This window comes from Corynebacterium jeikeium (assembly GCA_003955985.1).
Classification (GTDB): domain Bacteria; phylum Actinomycetota; class Actinomycetes; order Mycobacteriales; family Mycobacteriaceae; genus Corynebacterium; species Corynebacterium jeikeium_D.
Genome location: CP033784.1, coordinates 753,189 through 771,291, shown reverse-complemented (window position 1 = coordinate 771,291; position 18,103 = coordinate 753,189). Strand labels below are relative to the sequence as shown.

The 18,103-nt window shown below is 56.7% G+C and carries 14 protein-coding genes, 3 tRNA genes and 1 pseudogene; 10 read left to right on the top strand and 8 right to left on the bottom strand.

All coding sequences use genetic code 11. From position 1 onward, the window contains the following. Positions 1–172: 172 nt before the first annotated feature. Positions 173–2,320, bottom strand: coding sequence for a copper resistance protein CopD (locus EGX79_03415; GenBank protein ID AYX81312.1), 2,148 nt, complete (start codon positions 2,318–2,320; stop codon positions 173–175). 86 nt (positions 2,321–2,406) lie between these two features. On the opposite strand from EGX79_03415, the gene EGX79_03410 reads away from it, so the two are divergent. From EGX79_03410 to EGX79_03390, 5 genes and pseudogenes are all read left to right on the top strand, one after another. Next, positions 2,407–2,479, top strand: a tRNA-Arg gene (locus tag EGX79_03410). Positions 2,480–3,422: 943 nt separating this feature from the next. Beyond that, a pseudogene (locus EGX79_03405) lies at positions 3,423–3,614 on the top strand (hypothetical protein). Between the two features lie 158 nt (positions 3,615–3,772). Continuing rightward, complete coding sequence (locus EGX79_03400; GenBank protein AYX81311.1) at positions 3,773–4,174, top strand: hypothetical protein; 402 nt, start codon at positions 3,773–3,775, stop codon at positions 4,172–4,174. Positions 4,175–4,222: 48 nt separating this feature from the next. Next, positions 4,223–4,624, top strand: a complete 402-nt coding sequence (locus tag EGX79_03395; GenBank protein AYX81310.1) for a hypothetical protein — start codon at positions 4,223–4,225, stop codon at positions 4,622–4,624. A gap of 110 nt (positions 4,625–4,734) precedes the next feature. Continuing rightward, positions 4,735–5,403 carry a hypothetical protein gene (locus EGX79_03390; GenBank protein AYX81309.1) on the top strand — a complete coding sequence of 223 codons (669 nt, stop codon included), beginning with the start codon at positions 4,735–4,737 and terminating at the stop codon, positions 5,401–5,403. A 1,324-nt stretch (positions 5,404–6,727) separates the two neighbouring features. Here the strand turns inward: EGX79_03390 and EGX79_03385 are convergent. Beyond that, the gene (locus EGX79_03385; GenBank protein ID AYX81308.1) at positions 6,728–7,372 is read right to left on the bottom strand and encodes a TetR/AcrR family transcriptional regulator; all 645 of its coding nucleotides are present in this window, start codon (positions 7,370–7,372) and stop codon (positions 6,728–6,730) included. Positions 7,373–7,653: 281 nt separating this feature from the next. Between EGX79_03385 and EGX79_03380 the strand changes: the two genes are divergently transcribed. Then, a complete protein-coding gene (locus EGX79_03380) occupies positions 7,654–8,307 on the top strand; it encodes an oligoribonuclease (protein ID AYX81307.1) in 654 nt (217 codons plus the stop codon). A gap of 142 nt (positions 8,308–8,449) precedes the next feature. After that, a tRNA-His gene (locus tag EGX79_03375) sits at positions 8,450–8,525 on the top strand. A gap of 125 nt (positions 8,526–8,650) precedes the next feature. Here the strand turns inward: EGX79_03375 and EGX79_03370 are convergent. The 4 genes from EGX79_03370 to EGX79_03355 form a co-directional block, all read right to left on the bottom strand. Beyond that, the gene (locus EGX79_03370; GenBank protein AYX81306.1) at positions 8,651–9,901 is read right to left on the bottom strand and encodes an IS1249 family transposase; all 1,251 of its coding nucleotides are present in this window, start codon (positions 9,899–9,901) and stop codon (positions 8,651–8,653) included. Positions 9,902–10,072: 171 nt separating this feature from the next. Beyond that, the gene (locus EGX79_03365) at positions 10,073–11,449 is read right to left on the bottom strand and encodes an IS30 family transposase (protein AYX81305.1); all 1,377 of its coding nucleotides are present in this window, start codon (positions 11,447–11,449) and stop codon (positions 10,073–10,075) included. Positions 11,450–11,648: 199 nt separating this feature from the next. Further along, on the bottom strand, positions 11,649–12,443 hold the full coding sequence (locus EGX79_03360) for an ABC transporter ATP-binding protein (protein AYX81304.1): 795 nt from the start codon (positions 12,441–12,443) through the stop codon (positions 11,649–11,651). 102 nt (positions 12,444–12,545) lie between these two features. Continuing rightward, positions 12,546–13,562, bottom strand: coding sequence for an ABC transporter permease (locus EGX79_03355; protein AYX81303.1), 1,017 nt, complete (start codon positions 13,560–13,562; stop codon positions 12,546–12,548). A gap of 86 nt (positions 13,563–13,648) precedes the next feature. Here EGX79_03355 and EGX79_03350 point away from each other — a divergent pair, with 86 nt between their 5' ends. Further along, the gene (locus EGX79_03350) at positions 13,649–14,917 is read left to right on the top strand and encodes a sensor histidine kinase (protein ID AYX81302.1); all 1,269 of its coding nucleotides are present in this window, start codon (positions 13,649–13,651) and stop codon (positions 14,915–14,917) included. Positions 14,918–14,978: 61 nt separating this feature from the next. Then, a complete protein-coding gene (locus tag EGX79_03345; protein ID AYX81301.1) occupies positions 14,979–15,662 on the top strand; it encodes a DNA-binding response regulator in 684 nt (227 codons plus the stop codon). A gap of 52 nt (positions 15,663–15,714) precedes the next feature. On the opposite strand, the gene EGX79_03340 is transcribed toward EGX79_03345, so the two are convergent. Continuing rightward, positions 15,715–16,884, bottom strand: a complete 1,170-nt coding sequence (locus EGX79_03340; protein AYX81300.1) for a hypothetical protein — start codon at positions 16,882–16,884, stop codon at positions 15,715–15,717. Positions 16,885–17,536: 652 nt separating this feature from the next. On the opposite strand from EGX79_03340, the gene EGX79_03335 reads away from it, so the two are divergent. Continuing rightward, positions 17,537–17,612 (top strand) — tRNA-Lys (locus EGX79_03335). A 172-nt stretch (positions 17,613–17,784) separates the two neighbouring features. Here the strand turns inward: EGX79_03335 and EGX79_03330 are convergent. Continuing rightward, positions 17,785–18,066: a DUF3618 domain-containing protein gene (locus EGX79_03330; GenBank protein AYX81299.1), complete on the bottom strand. Its 282-nt coding sequence runs from the start codon at positions 18,064–18,066 to the stop codon at positions 17,785–17,787. Between the last annotated feature and the right edge of the window lie 37 nt (positions 18,067–18,103).

Below are 18,103 nucleotides of genomic sequence, written 5' to 3'. Positions count from 1 at the left end.
ATTCGTGCCGTGCCAATTACTTTTCCGGCTTCGAGAAACAAATGAAAGAGGTACATAAAAAGCCTGTGGATAAGTTTGTCGAAAAGACAACTATCCACAGGCTACGTATGAAGTTGAGGGGCGAAGTCGCGGCAATCCTCGTCGTCAAGCATGCAAAATCAGCTTAACGACGCTACCTTCCGCGCCTCTTCGAGGCATCGATCGGATTATCCATGTGCACCGGATGCTGCGCGTCAACCTCCGAGGTGTAGTAATCGCGCTCATCCTCGCCACCAACACCGACCTGCTGGCTCATGCGAGCGAGCATTTCGTTGTAAGCGGCCAACTCCTCATCATTGTTGCGGTCTGCGACGCGGTCGTAGCGGGCTGCATCCTTTTCATCGGAACGCCGCCACTGTACAAACAGCGCAACGGTGACGATGTAGAGCGGAACCTCACCGGCAGCCCACGCGACGGCACCACCAACGTTCTGATCTTCCAGGAGATTCACTGCCCAAGGGAGATCCAGGCTGGCGTAGTAGGTCTCGGCAAGCACCTGCTGCGACTGCATCAGCGAAATACCGAACCAAGCGTGGAACGGCAACGACCCCATCAGCGTGACCAGCTTGACCGACGGCTCAATCTGCTGTGGTGCAGCATCGACACCGATAATGACCCAGTAGAAGATGTAACCGGAGATCAAGAAGTGGATGTTCATGAACACGTGGCCCGCGTGCTCATCAGCCAGGAAGTCGTAAATCGGTGTCATGTAGAGCAGGTAAAAGCCCGCGACGAACTGCACCGTTGCCACAACCGGGTGCGTGAGGAAACGCGACACCGGGTTGTTGATGAAGACCACCAGCCACTCACGAATACCAGGCAGACCATCGCGGCCGGCCGGCTTCAGCGCACGCAGCGCGAGCGTAACTGGACCGCCCAGGACCAGCATGACCGGAATGCCCATGGAGTAAAGCATGTGGGCGATCATGTGAACCGAGAACAGAGCCGGCATGTACACGCCCAGCGCGCTGCACGAAGTAAACAGCAGCGTGGCACAGCCGGCGAGCCACCACAGGGTGTTGGACAGCGGCCAGGTACCGCCGCGCTTCTTCAGCAAGTAGAGCCAGTACAAGTAAATCCACGCGGCAATGATGGCGGCAGAGCCGAAGAAGATGTCAAAGCGCCACTGCGTGAACATGGCCTCCCAACCGAATGGGATCTCCAGGTTGTAACCGAGCTTGACCTGCATCTGCGTAATCGACGGCAGGCCCTCACCGCCGGCCTGCTCAGAGAAATTCGGTGGCGGCGGAGTACGGCCCAGAGCTACGGCAACGCCGATTGTCAGCGCCATGATGATGACCTCGACAATGGCCAGACGCCAGAATGGACGATTCGACTGAGCGCGCTCAATCTCCGGAATGGTGATCTTGCGGTGCACATAGCCGCATAGGCCCAGCAAGATAGTGAGAACGGCCTTGACCAGCACCATGATGCCGTAGTTGTTGCTGACCAGGTCAGACCAGTCAATGTTGATGGCTGCGTTAATGAAGCCGGAGGCAGACATGGCGATGAAAGCCACCAACGCCACGAAAGAATAGCGCTTCACTACCTCTGGCATCCATTCACCGCGACGACGCGCGTGGCCAACCAGCGCCATCAAACCGCCGACCCAAAACACAGTGAAGGTCAAGTGCCAGATGTAGGAGTTAGTGCCGTAGTCATGGGCACCACCGGAGGCATTGTGGCTTACAACCGCCAGCGGCATCATCGACACCAAGCTGATGGCGAAGAACACCGGCTGCCAAATCCACTTACGAGTCAGCGATGAACCAAGCGCCACAATGCCCGCAAAAATAGCTACCCACAGCCACGCCAAGCCCTCCTTGGTCTGCTCCAACGACACAGCCCAGTTACTCAGCTGAATCGTCGTCGACAGCGGCTGGCCCGACACATCGGAGAGCACCAGCGGAATCTCCATCAAGGCCATGAGGCCCCAGCCGAGCATGGCCCACATACCCGTGCGGGATGCCGTGTAGCCGTCAAGGCCTAAAGTGCCGTCGGCACGCTGCTTCGTACCGAAAGCGGCGAGCATAAACGAACCGACACCGAGGCATGCGAGCAGCTCACCGGCCGCCTTCGCGAACGGGAACCCGAAGGTGGTGATTGTGCCGGGATCGGGAATACCCAACGTGGCGCGCGAATCCATGTTGAACGCCATCGAGAGCAAACCAGCTAGAACGCCGCCGATAAGTACAAAAACAACGTACCAACCAGCAGATTTACGGACTTTCTTATCCTTGCTAACAGGCGGAGAGGTCTCGGCCTTGGTCGTGGCAGTCATAGCCCTAAGCTTAGCGACCAAAGTCCCTAGAACAGAACCGGTTGTGATTGGCTACATTAGAGACGCTACAATGCTTTTCTTAGCTAGCCTCCATAGCTCAGTGGACAGAGCAGTCGGCTTCTACCCGATTGGTCGAGGGTTCGAATCCTTCTGGGGGCGCGTTTTCTACCCCCGTCTTGAACTGGTGTTTTACGAGTTCAGGCGGGGGTTTACCCTATCTAACTACCCCCGCTAATGTAGGCTCAGATTGGCTCTTGTTGGTTTAAATGCAGCGGAAATGCAGCGGATTTTGGGCATGAAAAAGGTGCCCCACCGGCCAGCTGTTCGGAAATCCCGAACAGCTCAAACCAGCGGGGCAACGGCTCTTCATTAGTTCTCGGTCGGTGGATTCCTGGCTGTCGGTAGCGCCTGCGAATCTCCCACACTTGGTGCCGCAAACCGGCGCTACATCCGAGCCCGTGAACTGGCTCAAGCACCCCGCTCTGGTAACCCGCATTCGACACCAGAGCAGAATATTCCGCAGCCCAGATAGCTGCCGGGCTACTCATCTCCCATACCAAGTACGCTGCAGCGGAAGCAATCTACGAACCAGCCACTGGGGCCATAGCCCGGGAATTTGATGTCGCCACTCAGCTACTGCCAGTGTGGCGAGAACTGCTCGAGAGAACACGAACATGCGGCGGGCGACGTATCGGGGGTGTTTTACACTAGGTTTTGAGGTCAAATTTACCCCCGTCGTGTGGTCAAAGATTGAAAACCATTCACCTTAACGCAGAATAAGGGCAGTCATAAAGAACGCCAAGAAAGGAATCATGCGATGGCCGCCCACACCGCCAAACGAGTCCTCATCATCGCAGCCTGTGTTGCAATTCCGTTCGCCGCTGCCTGCGGATCAAACAACGACCCCTCCCCATCAAGCAGCAACATGTCGACCAGCTCGACATCAACGCCCTCGCCGTCAAGCACCACGTCCACTGAATCCACCACTGATTCTCCGTCTGAATCATCAAGCCCAAAGAACAGCCCCAACCCCACCCTCGAGCACACCACCGAACCTACCTCTTCGCCCCGTGGAGGTGAGTCCACGTCCGCACGCCCAACCGGGTATACCGAAGCCCCAGGCCAAGCAGAACCATCTGAAATGAACAAAACCGTGGCATCCTGCGGCGACCCCGCTTTGCATGAGACCGGGACAACATTCTTCACCGACGGTTCAAGCGGCTGGACGCAGCAGTGCGCCTCCCAGATGATGGCGCAGCAGCCGGCGGCGACACCAGAACCAGCTCCGGCTCCCGCCGCGCCGGCTCCTGAACAGCAAGAATACTACGTAACCCCAGGCGCTTACTGTTCAGGAGGAGGAACAGGAGTCAGTAAGAACGGCACACCTATGACCTGCTCCGCCGGCCCGGACGGCCAAGCCCGCTGGCGCTCTCAATAAACAAAGGAAACGCAATGACTTTCGAAGACCGCACTACGCAAGCCGCCGCAAGGAAGCCGTTCTATAAGCGCTGGTGGTTCATCTTACTGACGGTGCTAATCGTTCTCGCCCTCGTATTTTTCGGTGTGGTGTTATACGAGGCAAAGCGCATCGCCGGTGATATCGACGCCTCAGTTGATGATTGCAAGGAGCAGGTCATCAACCGCGCTAAATACCCTGGGGGCGCGAGAATCGTTGACTACGACGTGGAACATTCTCCTGTAGAAAATTCCAACCACGCTGTTCGTGTAACTGGTGAAGCTGACTTCCCAAATGGATTCGGGACACCGGTGCGGATGACGTTTGAATGTCCAAACATCATCGTATTCGGCTCCGACGGATACAAAGTGCTCGATGTATATGTCCACGAAAAGTAAGGCCGTCTCTCTCCCCCCCCCCTTCCCTTATCTAGAATGACGATTCACATGAATAAGAAATTCCTCGCAGGCGCATTATTAACCACGATTCTCGTCAGCGCCTGTGGCACTGACGAATGGGCAAGCGCTGAAGACGAACGCGATGCATACGCATCTCTTCTATGCAGCCGGGCACTTAAGGATGACGCGGCAGCACAGCAGGTGTTTACAGAGATCCTTACTAACAAAGATGATTACTCGCATGCAGATTACAAGGCTGCGATGAAGGGGATGCTGCATCTGGAGGGCGCCGAGGCTATCGGCGGAGAGAACCTGGAGATTGACGCTGCGGGTGACGGGTCATGCAGTGGGTGGCTGTGGAATAAGTACCGGGAGCAGAATTGGGATGACGAGCAGATGCGGAATTTTAAGCCGTCTGATGCTCGTGAATTGGGTTTGCTTGAGGATTAACGGTAATGGGAAGAGGCGCTCAATCCGATACAGCATCAGGGAGCGCCCCACTCCTACGCCCCCGCAGTATCGACGGAAACAAATAGTGCGCTCAACAAGGTGAGATCCCATTGGCAAAACGTGTCTATCTTTACGCTGACGAAACAGGAAACCTCGACTACACAGGAACACCTAACCCCCAGGGTGGTGGCGCCTCAACATACTTCGGTTTCGGCACCGCAACCTTCAGCACAGATCATCACGGCGACAATCTGCTCCAGGGGCTTCATCTAAGGGCTCAGTGCGCAAAACAAAATATGAAGCTCACTAGGGGCTTCCACGCTGTCGATGATTCCGCGCGGACCCGCAATGAAATGTTTCAAGAAATCAAAAGACAAGCGCCACGGTTCGACACAACCTTTCTCTACAAATCCAACGCTTACGAATCTGTTAAGCAAGCAGGACCTATGCGTTTATACAAGATGGCGTGGTACCTGCACTTAAAGGAGATTGCACTACAGGTATCCCGACCTGAGGATGAGCTTTTCGTAATCGTGGCCGAGTTCGGAACCAAAGGAATTCGAAAGGCCGCATTCGAGGCGGTCCACGACGTCTGCCAACAAATTAAACGAAACATCACCTTGTGTGTATGGACATCACAATCAGCCTGGGGGCTCCAAGTTGCTGATTACGGATTATGGGCAGTGCAGCGACATCTTGAAGGCAAAAAATGCTCTTGGTACAAGCCGTGTATCGAGCCAACTCTTGCTAGTACTTTCACGCCCTGGGGAATGCCTTAGACATGCTGAAACCGGCTATCTCACCTATCAGGGTGGGAAGTCCTCCCCTGGAGGACTTATCGCCGGTTTCAACCTCATTTTACCCACACCAGAAAAACTACGCAAAGGACACCACCTAACGCGCCCCAACATGACCGATGCAGACTCCGCCTGCGAACCCTGGCGCGTAACAGACTGAGCCCCAGTAGTGACATCAGTCCGCGCACGGATCAACTACGTAGCGAACGGACGCACCTCAAGAACCATCCCACTGCCCTCGGCAAGCGTGAACAATACAGAAAGCAAAAAGGCTCAGTGCCGAAGGACCACTACCGCGCACCAGACGGCACTACCCAGCCAGATCAAGGCTTCCGCAAGAGATGAACGCGTCGCGTGTTCATGTGGAGCCGTACTGAGGTTTAGCAGTTTGGCCAGATTAAACGCTCGGATGTGCAAAACCTGCCGTCAACTTTCAGCGTTGGGGCGGCCACGGTGAGGAAAGCTCATAGCTGTCTGCAAAAAGTTCTCGATGTCGCAGCCGGTGAAATGGCGCTGGCCGTGGTGTGGGCCTGCCGAGCAAACCGGAAGCTGCCAAGATGTACCTGGCCGCTGAGCGGGTCAAGAAACTAGACAAAGACTCCAAGCGCGCTGAGCCCATCTCGCTTCTGGCAACCGCCGGACTGTAGTAGAGCAAGGTGACGGTACTGCGAGTACGTGACGTTTTTGTTCTGCGCGGTCGTATGCATGTGGAGCGAAGCGCCGTGACAGTTCGGTGAGAGGTCATTACCGGCACGCCGAAGATCTATGAGCAGCTGATGGTGGCGGCGCCGAAGCGGATCACGCGGAGGCTAAAGCCACATTTGAAGGATGAGTTTCCGGATGCGTTTCTGTGGCTTGCGATTGATGGTGACCCGTTGCCGACGCCGAGTGAGCCGGATTGGTATTACTGAGATCTTGAGCGGGTGATGAAGGAATACGGAACGCGTATGTGATGCCGCACGGCCTGCGGGGGACTGACGAAAGGCAGCGGCGCTAACCCAAGGATTGAACAGCGCCAGCCCGGCCACCACTCTGCCGCAATGAGCCTAGATATCTACGTAGAACTCAAGGAAGACAACCTCGATACTGTCGCATAAGGTATCGAATCTGCTTGGTGATAGCCAGGTAGGTTAAATCTGCCCGTCGCTTTCTAGTTCAGGTGTCGTGGGAATGTCGTGGGGTGGCGCCTATTTGCCCTGTTCATACAGGTAGTTGGGGTTTTCCAGGTGGGTTCGAATCCTTCTGGGGGCGCAAAAATAACCCGCCTGAACTGGTTTTATACCAGATGCAGGCGGGTTTTTACTTCTTAGTTCTTCTTGTTATCCGCAGGATCCGGGCGCAAGTAGCGGTCAACCATGTCGACGACCTCTTCGACAGATTCCTTGTCTAGCGTCGCGTCCTTGCCATCCGGGCGCCACACCAGCACCATCGTCTGAATCAGACGGTAAATGTTGCGCGCCAGCAGATATGGATCGTGCTCGCGAATAGTGCCGTCTTCCTGCCCGTGACGGACACCGGGGAGAATGAATTTCTCCACAATTTCCAGCTGTGTATCGCTCATCTCTCCAGTGAGCGCTTCTAAGACACGGTCGGGATCTGTCTTGACCAGGCCAGGGAAAAAGTCACTTTCGATGATGCGTTGAACGACGATTCGAATACGCAGCAACATGCGAGCGCGCGAATCGCCAGGGACATAGCGGAGCCCCTCAAGCATGTGCAGGATTTCGCGGTTGGTCACTTCCCCCAGAAGCTCACCAATGTCAGCGTATCGACGATATACGGTCGGACGCGAAACTCCTGCCTTGCGAGCAATTTCTGCAATCGAAGTCCTACGCAAGCCCACAGTCATTACGCTTTCGCGCGCAGCGGCAATGATGACATCATCGACGGATGGTTTCTGTGCCGCGGTGGTGCTTTGAGCAGCGTCGCCAACACGCCTCGTCTCATCCATGTAACTATTTCTCCCGTTGGAATCCGAACTCAGAAGTAATTTTATCAGGCAAATAGGTCGATTTAGTTCATGCCCCGTTGCCCAATTCTAAGATCTTTCGTTCCAGTTAATTTCGTTTCCCCCACAATTCGCTCCACAAACCACACGGCAATCCACACGCCCGACCACAGCACAATCCACATCGCTAAGCTGGGCGTAGTCAGCGTGTGCCCACAGCCCAGTCCGGGCACAAAATGAGGCGCACTGCCGAATCATGCCGAATCTCAGCGAAAGGTGAAATCATGGCTCAGCCCGATCCCGATCTCAAGCTCTCCCCTGAGCTCGACCGCATCGTGTGGATTGACTGTGAGATGACGGGCCTCGAACCCGAGCGCCACGTCATTGTCGAAATCGCGGCTCTCGTCACCGATGCCAACCTCAACGTCCTCGGGGAAGGCGTGGACATCGTCGTGCACGCGTCCGAGACCGAATTGGCGCAGATGGATGATTTCGTCACCAAGATGCATGCGAAGTCCGGCCTGGATCAGGAAATTCGCGACAGCAAGACTAATGTCGCCGACGCCGAACAGGCTGTTTTGGACTACATCCGTCAGTGGGTTCCCGAGCCGCGCACCGCCCCACTGGCAGGCAACTCGATTGCCTCCGACCGCAAGTTCATCCACCGCTACATGCCAGAGCTCGACCAGCACCTGCACTACCGCATGATTGATGTCTCTTCCTTCAAGGAACTTGCCCGCCGCTGGTACCCCCAGGTCCTCAAGGGCGCTCCAGAAAAGGGTCTCGCTCACCGAGCTCTTGCAGATATCAAGGAGTCGATCCGCGAGCTGGACTACTACCGCCGCGCCATGCTTCTGCCCCACCCCGGCCCCGAAGGCGACGCTATTTCTGCCGCAAGCAAGGAATCGACGGAAAAGTACGGTGAGATTCGCGGCTAGCTCGCTTTACGACGACCCAAACCCCACCCTTTCCCAAATTTATCCGGGTTGACCTGCTGTTTTTGTTTCCAGCCCACTGTGGGCTACCATATAGTTCGCTGCAGAGATGAGCTGAGAATACAGCTCCTTTAATGCGGTAATGGTGACTGTAGTTCAGTTGGTAGAGCACCAGGTTGTGATCCTGGGTGTCGCGGGTTCGAGTCCCGTCAGTCACCCCAAGTAGAACCCTCGGCCAGGTTTTTCCGGGCCGAGGGTTTTTGTGTTTCCGCCTTAGCAACTGCGTTTATGGTGGGTTAAGTAGCAAAAAGTGTGTCCGCTCGGTGTGTCGCCGGGTGGGCCCTTTTTATCTCATGGGCCCTTTCCGGATTCCTATGTTGTGTTGGTATTCGGTTGGGATAGCGTTGTCGTAGAAGGCTGGTCGGCCTGTTTCATGGTCGGCTTTGTTGTGGTCTTCTTCGACAAGATCGTTGACTTTGGCGAGTTGATCTTGGCCGAAATTGCACTGCCTGGCGATCTTTAGCGGGTCGTCAGGCAGCTGCGTTTTCGAGTGCAGGTACCACTCGAGCATTTTTCGTTGGCGCTCCCCGGACCTGCCGCGATGCGCGTCGGCGATGCGTTTGAGCTGGGCGTTGACGCCGCCTTCCAGACTGTTGGTTGTTGATGCCCAGCGCTGTGGTTCGAGTGCTTCTGGTGGTGGCTGCAGGTAGGTAAACAGCCATCCTTTCCGTGAGAGGTGCAGCAGGGAGTTGTATGCCTTGCGAACTCGCAGATGGGTCCATTCCCACTGGTTGTTGAGTGTGCGGCGCTCTTTTGACACGGGCGTTTTCTCGTTGAGGAATGCTTTGAATACCTGTCCGAAGTCGTGCAGACGCAGCGTCCACTCCCGTGCCTGGTCGAGTGTGGTGATACGGGTCAGTTTCAACGCCAGGGCGTAGATGGCTTTGCCGGCGTCGGTGCGTGGTCGTGATGTGGTGTAGCGGCGGATGACGCGTTGCGCATGGACGAGGCATCGTTGGATTATCGCGTTCGGCCAGCAGGCTTTAATCGCAGTAAGTGCGCCTTGTCCGCCGTCGAGGACGACGCAGAGCGGCTCAGCGATTTTGCGGAGTAGCTGCGTGTAGGCGTGGGCGGTTTCGTGTTTGGTCCAGTGCCATGCGATGACGTGGTCGTGGCTGGCTGCGACGAGCAAGCATCCGGCGGCGGTGTAGGTACCGTCGATGAAGATCTGGTCGTAGATGCGCTGTGGGTCACCGTCGTTGGGGATGTCGATGAGCCAGAACGGTTTGAATCGGCGGTCAAGTGTCCAACGGCTTACCCCTTGTTGCTGGGCGAGTTCAGACAACGTTGCTGTGGAGGTGGCATAAGAGACGAAGGCTTTAAAGTCGCGGGTCTGCGTGCGGTCGGTGCGGGTTCGTGTCGTGGAACTGCCGCAGTTCGGGTCCTTGCATCGCCACCTGGTTGTGCCTTTAGAAGTGGTTCCGTTTTTCTTCATTTGCCCAGCGCATATCGGGCATCGTGGTCTGTTTTTACTCACCCGGAAAGCACACCAACCCCCGATTAGCACATGCGGGTGCCATTCCGGTGGATTGAACACTAATCGGGCGGATATAAGGTCTTGATGCTTATATCCGCCCGATTTACCCAGCCTAATCAGCAGTAATGCTGAAAGTCAGACACACTTTTTGCTACTTAACCCTTTATGGTTGGCGGCGGCGGGCCAATCCAAGTTACTGACTGCGTTTATGACAAAAATGGCCTGGTAGGGTCAGGCGGTCATTGCATCATGGATAACACCAGAGATTACCTCCCGAGGAGTTAACCCGTCGAGTACTACTCGCGGCCGGTTATTCAGCAATGCTTCCGCCTCGGCGACCTCTTGGTCGGTGACATCGGTAAAGTTGGTGCCTTTGGGGAAATAAAACCGGATATCCCGGTTCATCCGCTCATTGCTACCTCGCTGCCACGGCGAATGCGGATCGGCGAAAAACACCTGGATATTCTCCGCGACAGAAAACTCCGTGTGTTTGGCAAACTCCACTCCCTGATCCCAGGTCAACGTCGAAATCGTGGTGTCCATCGACTCTTTGAGCCGACGAATCATCCGTACCATCACCTCATTGACACTGGCGGCAGTATGGTCAGTGCCGAGCCTGCCGAGCAGCACAAACCTGCTGCGGCGTTCCACCAACGTCGCTAAAGCACTGGTGCCATCTGCGCCAATAATCAAATCGCCTTCCCAATGACCGGGTACCGCACGATCATTGGCTTCGGCTGGGCGAAGTGAAATATTGGCATCATGAGTCCAGCGTTTTCCACGTGGCTTGGGCACCCCTGCGAGAAGCGAGCGGGGTTTACGCCCTGGCCGGGTAGTCCGGCAGGACTTTTCAAACACAAGTTCTTTGCGCAAGCTGCCTGCCCCTTGTACGTAAAGGGCCTGGTAAATCGACTCGTGGCTAATAGTCATGGACGTATTATCACCCCACAGTGCAGCCAACCTGCCACTGGCCTGACGCGGCGAGGCGCCACGGTTGAGCAGATTGACAACCTGGGCGCGCAAAAATCGATTGTCATCGAGTTTGCGCGGCTTTGGACGAGCAAGACGCCCGCGGCTGGCCTGATCAGCGTGATAGGCATCGTAGATACCATCGACGCTGTTGCGTGCGATTTCACGACTGATAGTGGATTGACTACGACAGACTATCTGGGCGATACGCCGGTGCGAATGACCTGCCCGCAGGCAATCGGCAATAAGTAAGCGTTCCGTCAGCCCTAGCCGCCGACCAGCGCCAACACGAGATACATCACCAGGTGTTATCCGACTGCGGGTATTCATAGTGGTTAAACTAGCCCGCCGGTTATACACCGTGGTTGTGCACACCCCAGCCTGCGCGGCAATCTCGGCAACACTATATGAGCCGGCCATAAGCATCTCGTAGATCACGCGATGCTTATGCATCATCGAGACCTTCGGGCAGTGCGATTGGTGCTGAATCGCAATTCCGGCTTGTCGCGCCCACCGCCTGACAGTTGGTGAGGGTATCCCTAACTCACGTCCAACTGCGCTTGCTGATGCCCCGTTGGCGATGTGTTGAAGCGCAATGGGTTTGATGGCACTGTATTTCGTTCGGCGGGTTTGCTTCACTACTTCTCCTGGTCGAAAGTGGTGATGCATTCACCGCCTGAACCTACCGCCCGAAAAATAGCCCGAAAGTGTCATAAACTCACACAGTTTCACATTTGCAGCCCGTAATTTCTGGGGTTAAAGGCCAAAAATGTGAGCCTTTCCGGCGGCGTGGTTATCTGACCCAGCCTTTTCGATGCCGCCTCCTCCCCCATAGTCACTACCGAGTAGCCACCAAGCCTGCATCCGCGGACTGCAGCTTGCCGTCAACCATCTCCACGATTCGGTCGGCACCGTGGAGCTGCCCCAGGTCGTGGGTGATGTACAGGGTGGCCACACCCATCTTCCGCGTCACATCCATAATCAGTCGCGTCACCGCCCCTGCACTCTTCTGATCCAAAGCCGCGGTCGGTTCGTCGACTAGCAGCACTTCCGGCTCATTCATCAGTGCGCGCGCAACATTGACGCGCGCCTGCTGACCACCGGAAAGCTGGCTCACGCGACGTTCTCCCAGCCCAGCCAGTCCGACTGCCTCTAGCAGCTCATCCGCGCGCTTCTCCGCTTCACGACGGCCACCCGCGGGCCACCCGAAAACACGGCCCAGTCGCCGCATTGCGATGAGCTGCTGCTTAACCGTCAGCGCTGGCAGAAGATTCGGCTGCTGGAAAACAATACCGATGTGTTCGCGACGAATCTTGGCAGCATCCGCGCCGCGAGCGCTCAAATCAATGGCCTTCCTTTCCGCACTCTCGTCCGCGCCTGCACCGTTCGCGTCCTGTTTGTTGGAGTACAGCGTGACATGTCCGGTATCGGCACTCTTCAAACAACCTGCGATGGTCAACAGAGTCGACTTGCCGGAACCCGATGGTCCGACCAGTCCCACTACCTCGCCTGCCCGGATCTTCAGCGAGATGTCATCCAAAATGGTGCGTTTGTTGTCGCCATCTTGGACGGTCAGCGAGATGTTCTTTAGAGCGAGTGCCACGGGAGCCTGGTTGTCGATGTAGGTAGTCATTTTGTCCTCAATTCCTCAATTCCTCAGTTGCAGGTTGTGCATGATTAACGCGATGTGAGTGTTCTGTGGGAAGCCGCCGTGCTAGGCCGTACTAACGAGCCACTACGCATTCGCCAATGCGGTGGTCGGATCGACGCGGAATACCGGCACCAGTGCCAGCAGCGCACCAACTACGCCGGTCACGGCCAGAATGAGCCCCGGCACGACGGTCGTGGAAGCATCGACCACAATTGGCATGACGTCGCCGCTCTGCAGAGCCCAGCCCGCCGCTGCAGTCACCGCAACACCGCCGCCGACTCCGATTGCCAGCACGGCCAGGACCTGCGCCAGAGAGTCAGCCACCAGCACGGAGCGGGACGCACCGAGCGCCGAGGAAATGGCCACACCACGCAGTCGTTGAACAGTCCACACTGTGAAGAACGCGCCTACCACCAGCGCAGAAATCACATACAGCATCGAGGTCATCGCGTTCAGCGAGGTCTGCTCGCCCTGATAGGAAGCCGACAGGTTATTGCGCTCGCCGTCGCGCAGAATTGTTCCTTCCGGGACATTCGGCAGCTGCGTCGCAGACTCGTCGACAACCATCGCCGCCGGCACCATCTGCCCCGGTGTCAGGTCTTCCATCACACCGCGCCCGGCATAAATGACCGCTTGGTGGTCCAACCACTTATCCCCCGCCACGCGCGCAACGGTGGCCTCGTGCTCGCCCATCGCGCCAGACAGGGTCAGCGAGTCACCTTCCGCAATGGCGGTTTCACTGACACCGTCGGTGACGGCCACCTGGTCGTCGTTAAGCGAAAAGTCGGAGATGACGGTGACGGGCGTTTCATCGACGCGCGCACGACTGACGTAGACATCGCGGATGGTGGCGTTGTTATCGTTCGCCCACGTCTGGACGCTCTTTCGCGCCGTCTCGCCGATGCTTGACGACGACAGCGACGTAGCCCCCTCCGAGATGACGACGGCGTCGTTTTTGCCGTAGACCTCGTCAAGTGCGGAGACGGACTGGGCTGACAGTCCGGCAGCCAAAGCCGAGAGGAACGTGACCATCACAGCAATCATGCCGACGGTGATGGTGATCAGTGCGGCACGGCCTGGAGCGGCTCGAAGTTCTTTCATTGACTGGTACATACTCATTATGGTCGTGGATTCAAAGGCGGATTTAATCGCCAGGGAGGTTGAACTTCGTCTCCAACTTTCGGTTGATGTTGACAATTCCGGCTTGTCAGCGGTGTTTTGGCAGGTGGAACTGCCCTAAGCTCGAGAGCGTGGATACTCCTGAGACCCTGAATCGCAGCTGGCAATTACTGCGGTTTGCCCTGGATGTTTTGGTGCTGGTGCTGCTGGCGGTATGCGTGGTTCCGGATCCGCAGTGGCGAATCATCACCTATGCGGCGTGCTTTCTAGCGGTGTACATCGCAGGTTCGGTCGGGCCGATTGGTCGGGCTCGGCATGGCAACGTAGCCAACGAGGTCGCGCTGACTAAGCCGCGTGGCCTGCTGTTGGGCTGGCTTGTGATTCTGCTGCTGTGCTGGGCGGCGTTGGCGTTTGCAACGCTGGACGCCTCGTTCCTGGTTTTCCCACTGTTTTTCGTAATTTTGCAGGTAACCGGCGGCCTTATGGCCGTAATCATGGTGGCGGCGACAACGGCGACGGCAATTGGCGCCATCGCTATCCATACTCCGCTAACATTTGGTGGTGTCCTCGGCCCCATTCTGGGTGGGACGTTTGTACTCACGGTGGGGCTGGGGTTCCGGCTCCTGCAGAAGGAGACTATCGAAAAGACCAAGGCGCTGGAGGAGCTCTCAGCTGCCCGCGCCCACTCGGAAGCACTGTCCCGTCGTGCCGGTGAGCTGGACGAACGCGCACGCCTCGCAGCCGATATTCATGACACCGTGGCGCAGGGGCTTTCCTCCATCCAGCTGCTGCTGCATTCGGTGGAGTCCCGCATGAAAAGTGCTCCCACTCAGCATGACCAGACCTCGGTGGATTCGCTACAGCTCGCCCGCAAGGTTGCGGCCGACAATCTCGCCGAGACCCGGCGCATCATCGCAGCACTTCAGCCGGCTCCCCTCGAAGGCGCAGACCTATCCGGTGCGTTGGAGAAAGTCTGCTCCTCCACGGTGCTGGGCGATGCTGTCAGCTTCTGCGTCGACGGCACACCCACGCGGCTGCCGGCCACCGTCGAAGCAACCATCATCAGGGTGGCCCAGGCGAGCTTGGCGAACGTCGTCAAGCATGCACACGCCACGCGTTGCCGTGTCACCCTGACCTACCAGCCCGACGAGATTCTGCTCGACTGCGTCGACAACGGCATCGGCTTCGACCCCACCGCACCAACTAACGACGACAGCGTGGGGATCGCCAACGCGCGCCGACGCGTGGAGAAGCTCGGCGGCACCTTCACCATCGAGTCGGAACCGGGGCGTGGCTGCGGTGTCAGCGTCAGCATCCCGCACGAGCTCGCCTCTTAAAGTCCCGCGCCTGGTATGCAGGTAGGAAACGACCATTCACATCACCCGAGGAGTTAGCCAGGTGACCAAGCCCATCGGAGTCCTCATCGCCGACGATCACCCCATCGTCCGCGCTGGTCTTCGCGCAGTCGTTGAATCGGCGCCGGATATCGTCGTGGTTGGCGAGGCGGCCAGCGGCGACGAGGCGGTCGAGAAGGTGCGCGCATCGCTTGACGACGACTCTTGCGACCACATCGATCTGGTACTCATGGACCTTCGCTTTGGTGAGGCCCCTGGCACTGCTACCCGCGCAGGCGGAGTTGATGCCACCGCAGCCATCCGCGCACTGGCCGGGCGCGGCGCAAAGGCCCCAGAAGTGTTGGTGGTGACCAATTATTCTTCGGACTCCGATGTGCTCGGCGCTGTCACCGCAGGCGCAGTTGGTTATCTGCTGAAGGATGCCGCTCCGGAGGAGCTCATCGATGGTATCCGTCGTGCCGTTCGCGGCGAGACCGTGCTGAACACACAAGTGGCCGGGCGCTTGATGGGGCGGATGCGCAACCCCAATACAGCACTAACCCCGCGCGAACTCGAAGTGCTCGAGTTGGTCGCGCGGGGTATGTCGAATAGAAAAATTGCAGAACAGCTGGTGCTCACCGAAGCGACTGTGAAATCGCATCTGGTACATATTTTCACCAAGCTAGGCGTCAGCTCCCGCACCGCGGCTGTTGCTCGCGCGCAGGAGCTGGGAATGTTGGGTGATTAGGAACGGACTAACCCGTATGACTTAAGTGATGGCCTCACTAAGAGGACATGAGCTACCAGGAGCTGGTCTCGTCGGCGTTGCCCTTCTTCCAGGTCTCCCACGGGATGTTCCAGTCACCGAGTCCATCAACACCGGAGAGCGTCTCACCAATCGTATTCTTCACGATCACGATGTCACCGCGCTTAGTGTTGTCCAGGAACCACTTAGCGTTAGCATCAGTGACGTTGATGCAGCCGTGAGACTGGTTGACGCTGCCCTGTGCCCACGTTGACCACGGTGCACCGTGGACGTAGATGCCGGAGTAGGACATCTGCGTTGCGTAGTTAACCGGCGTGACGTAGCCACCGTTTTCCAGAGACAGGCCGTAGGTACGGGAGTCCATCACCATGGTCTCGTTGCGATCACCGATGATGTACTGGCCATTCGGAGTCGGGTGAACATTCGACCCCATAGAGATAGGCATGGAGTTTACGACTTCACCGTTCTTCTTAATGACCATGGTCTTCGTCGCATCATCAGCGATAGCAATGACTTCATCACCGATAGTGAAGCTGGTTTCGGCGGACTCCGCACCGTACATATCGTCACCAAGATCCGTGCCGTAAATATCGGACTTCACGGTAACCTTGGTCCCCGGCTTCCAGTACTCCTTTGGACGCCAGCGCACCTCACTGTTATTCAGCCAGTAGAAAGCGCCTTCCACCTTAGGCTCGGTGGTCACCTTAATTGCTTCCTCAGCAGCCTTGCGGTCCGAAATACTCGCGCTGAACTTCACAGCAATAGTCTGACCGACACCCACGGTGGAACCATCCAGCGGGGACAGGTAACCATTTACCTGAGAAATCGGCTCGATGGTGGTGAAAGAAGTAGCCAGCTTTTCTGTGCCCGAGGTGGCGTTAATCTCATAGGTCTTTGAGTAGCCCAGGGGTTCTGCAGTGGTCCACTTGGTACCACTGGAGTCGAGCTTGCCCTTGACCTCTTTGCCCTCAGGGTTGGTCATAACAACCTTGTCCAGGCGATGTCCCTCTTCCACCTGAACCGAAATCGGGTCAACCACCGAAACATCGGTGGCGTCGTCCTTCACACTGGCGACAAGACCAACGTCTGGCTTCTCCGCCTCTTGCTGCTCGGCATTATCTCCGCCGACGGTACAAGCAGCTAGCGAGATGGTGGTCGCAAATGTCACCACCGCCATCGACAGGCGCTTAAAAGATTGCCGCATGATCGTGCTTCACTCCAACAGTGCAATTATTAAGTAGTAAGTCCCGGGGACACACTGCGACACACAGCGGAGTCCTGCTACAGCCCCTGGTGCGCCCTCGAAAAAGGTCAGACTGCCCTGCAGCGGCACTAGCCACCGATAAAACGCTCGCCCTAACTGAAAAGCCTTATTGACTGCCCAATCGCAGTCATCAACCCCTCACAGGGCGCAGCACGCAAAGTAGCCCAACGGTTCCTACAGTTAACCCTCTGGAAAATTGCTGTGCAACCCCAAAAAACCGGGGCACTTCAACCGACCTGGGAAAACAGCGCCCCCTTGAAGCTGCGTTACCGAAAAGTAATCAGTTCGCTATTCAAAAGTGCCACCGGACGCTTCCGGACGTTACTGAACACTGTCGAACGTAACTCCGACATCTATGCACACTCCCAACGTCGATGGCATTGATACAGGCCCTACCCCACTTTGAGGATTTCCAAACTTTTTTTGAACTTTTTTCAAACGGTTGCGCAAAACCTTTCAAAAAACATGCAAAAACATCAATTCAAAAACAGCATCTGACCAGCCGATTTTACAAACAATCAGAAACCTGGTTATATATCTTCTCGTTGCCGGCGAGGAGCTCACACAGAGAGCACCAAGCAGGAAACAGTAAGCGCCATTAGCTCAACTGGCAGAGCAGCTGACTCTTAATCAGCGGGTTCGGGGTTCGAGTCCCTGATGGCGCACAATACAGACCGGGAAGGTAGAAATACCCTCCCGGTCTTTTTGTTGCATAACAAGCGTAGGCGCCAACTTGCAGCCCTCGCTCGCACCCCACGCCTGACTCAAACAAGGGTTAGATACGCAAAAGCGCACGGCCCCAGGTAACTACCCGAAGCGCGTGCGCTAACTACCGAAAAACTACTTAGCAGCAGTCTCAATCATCTCGCGAATGCGGTCGATTTCCTTGCTGCGGTTACGGTTGCGACGAATGCCCATTGCGATGCCGCCAACAACAAGTGCGGCAACGACACCCAGTGCTGCCTGCACCTTCGGCTCATTCAGAGCATCGAGAACGCGGGTCTTTGCGTCATCCGCAACGTTCTTCGGATTCGTTCGCACGGTTAGCTCATCCAGAGTACGGGCGAGCTGGTTACGGTTACGCTCAATATCGCGCTGGATATCTTCAATGCTGCGAGCCACGTAAACTCCCTAAAAAGTTGAATATCTAAAGTGATTG

Bases quoted from the DNA above. Each gene is read 5' to 3' on its own strand.
- EGX79_03360 (AYX81304.1), bottom strand. From the start codon at position 12,443: ATGACTACCTACATCGACAACCAGGCTCCCGTGGCACTCGCTCTAAAG.
- EGX79_03400 (AYX81311.1), top strand. From the start codon at position 3,773: ATGACTTTCGAAGACCGCACTACGCAAGCCGCCGCAAGGAAGCCGTTC.
- EGX79_03395 (AYX81310.1), top strand. From the start codon at position 4,223: ATGAATAAGAAATTCCTCGCAGGCGCATTATTAACCACGATTCTCGTC.
- EGX79_03340 (AYX81300.1), bottom strand. From the start codon at position 16,884: ATGCGGCAATCTTTTAAGCGCCTGTCGATGGCGGTGGTGACATTTGCG.
- EGX79_03415 (AYX81312.1), bottom strand. From the start codon at position 2,320: ATGACTGCCACGACCAAGGCCGAGACCTCTCCGCCTGTTAGCAAGGAT.
- EGX79_03350 (AYX81302.1), top strand. From the start codon at position 13,649: ATGTTGACAATTCCGGCTTGTCAGCGGTGTTTTGGCAGGTGGAACTGC.
- EGX79_03355 (AYX81303.1), bottom strand. From the start codon at position 13,562: ATGAAAGAACTTCGAGCCGCTCCAGGCCGTGCCGCACTGATCACCATC.
- EGX79_03385 (AYX81308.1), bottom strand. From the start codon at position 7,372: ATGGATGAGACGAGGCGTGTTGGCGACGCTGCTCAAAGCACCACCGCG.
- EGX79_03380 (AYX81307.1), top strand. From the start codon at position 7,654: ATGGCTCAGCCCGATCCCGATCTCAAGCTCTCCCCTGAGCTCGACCGC.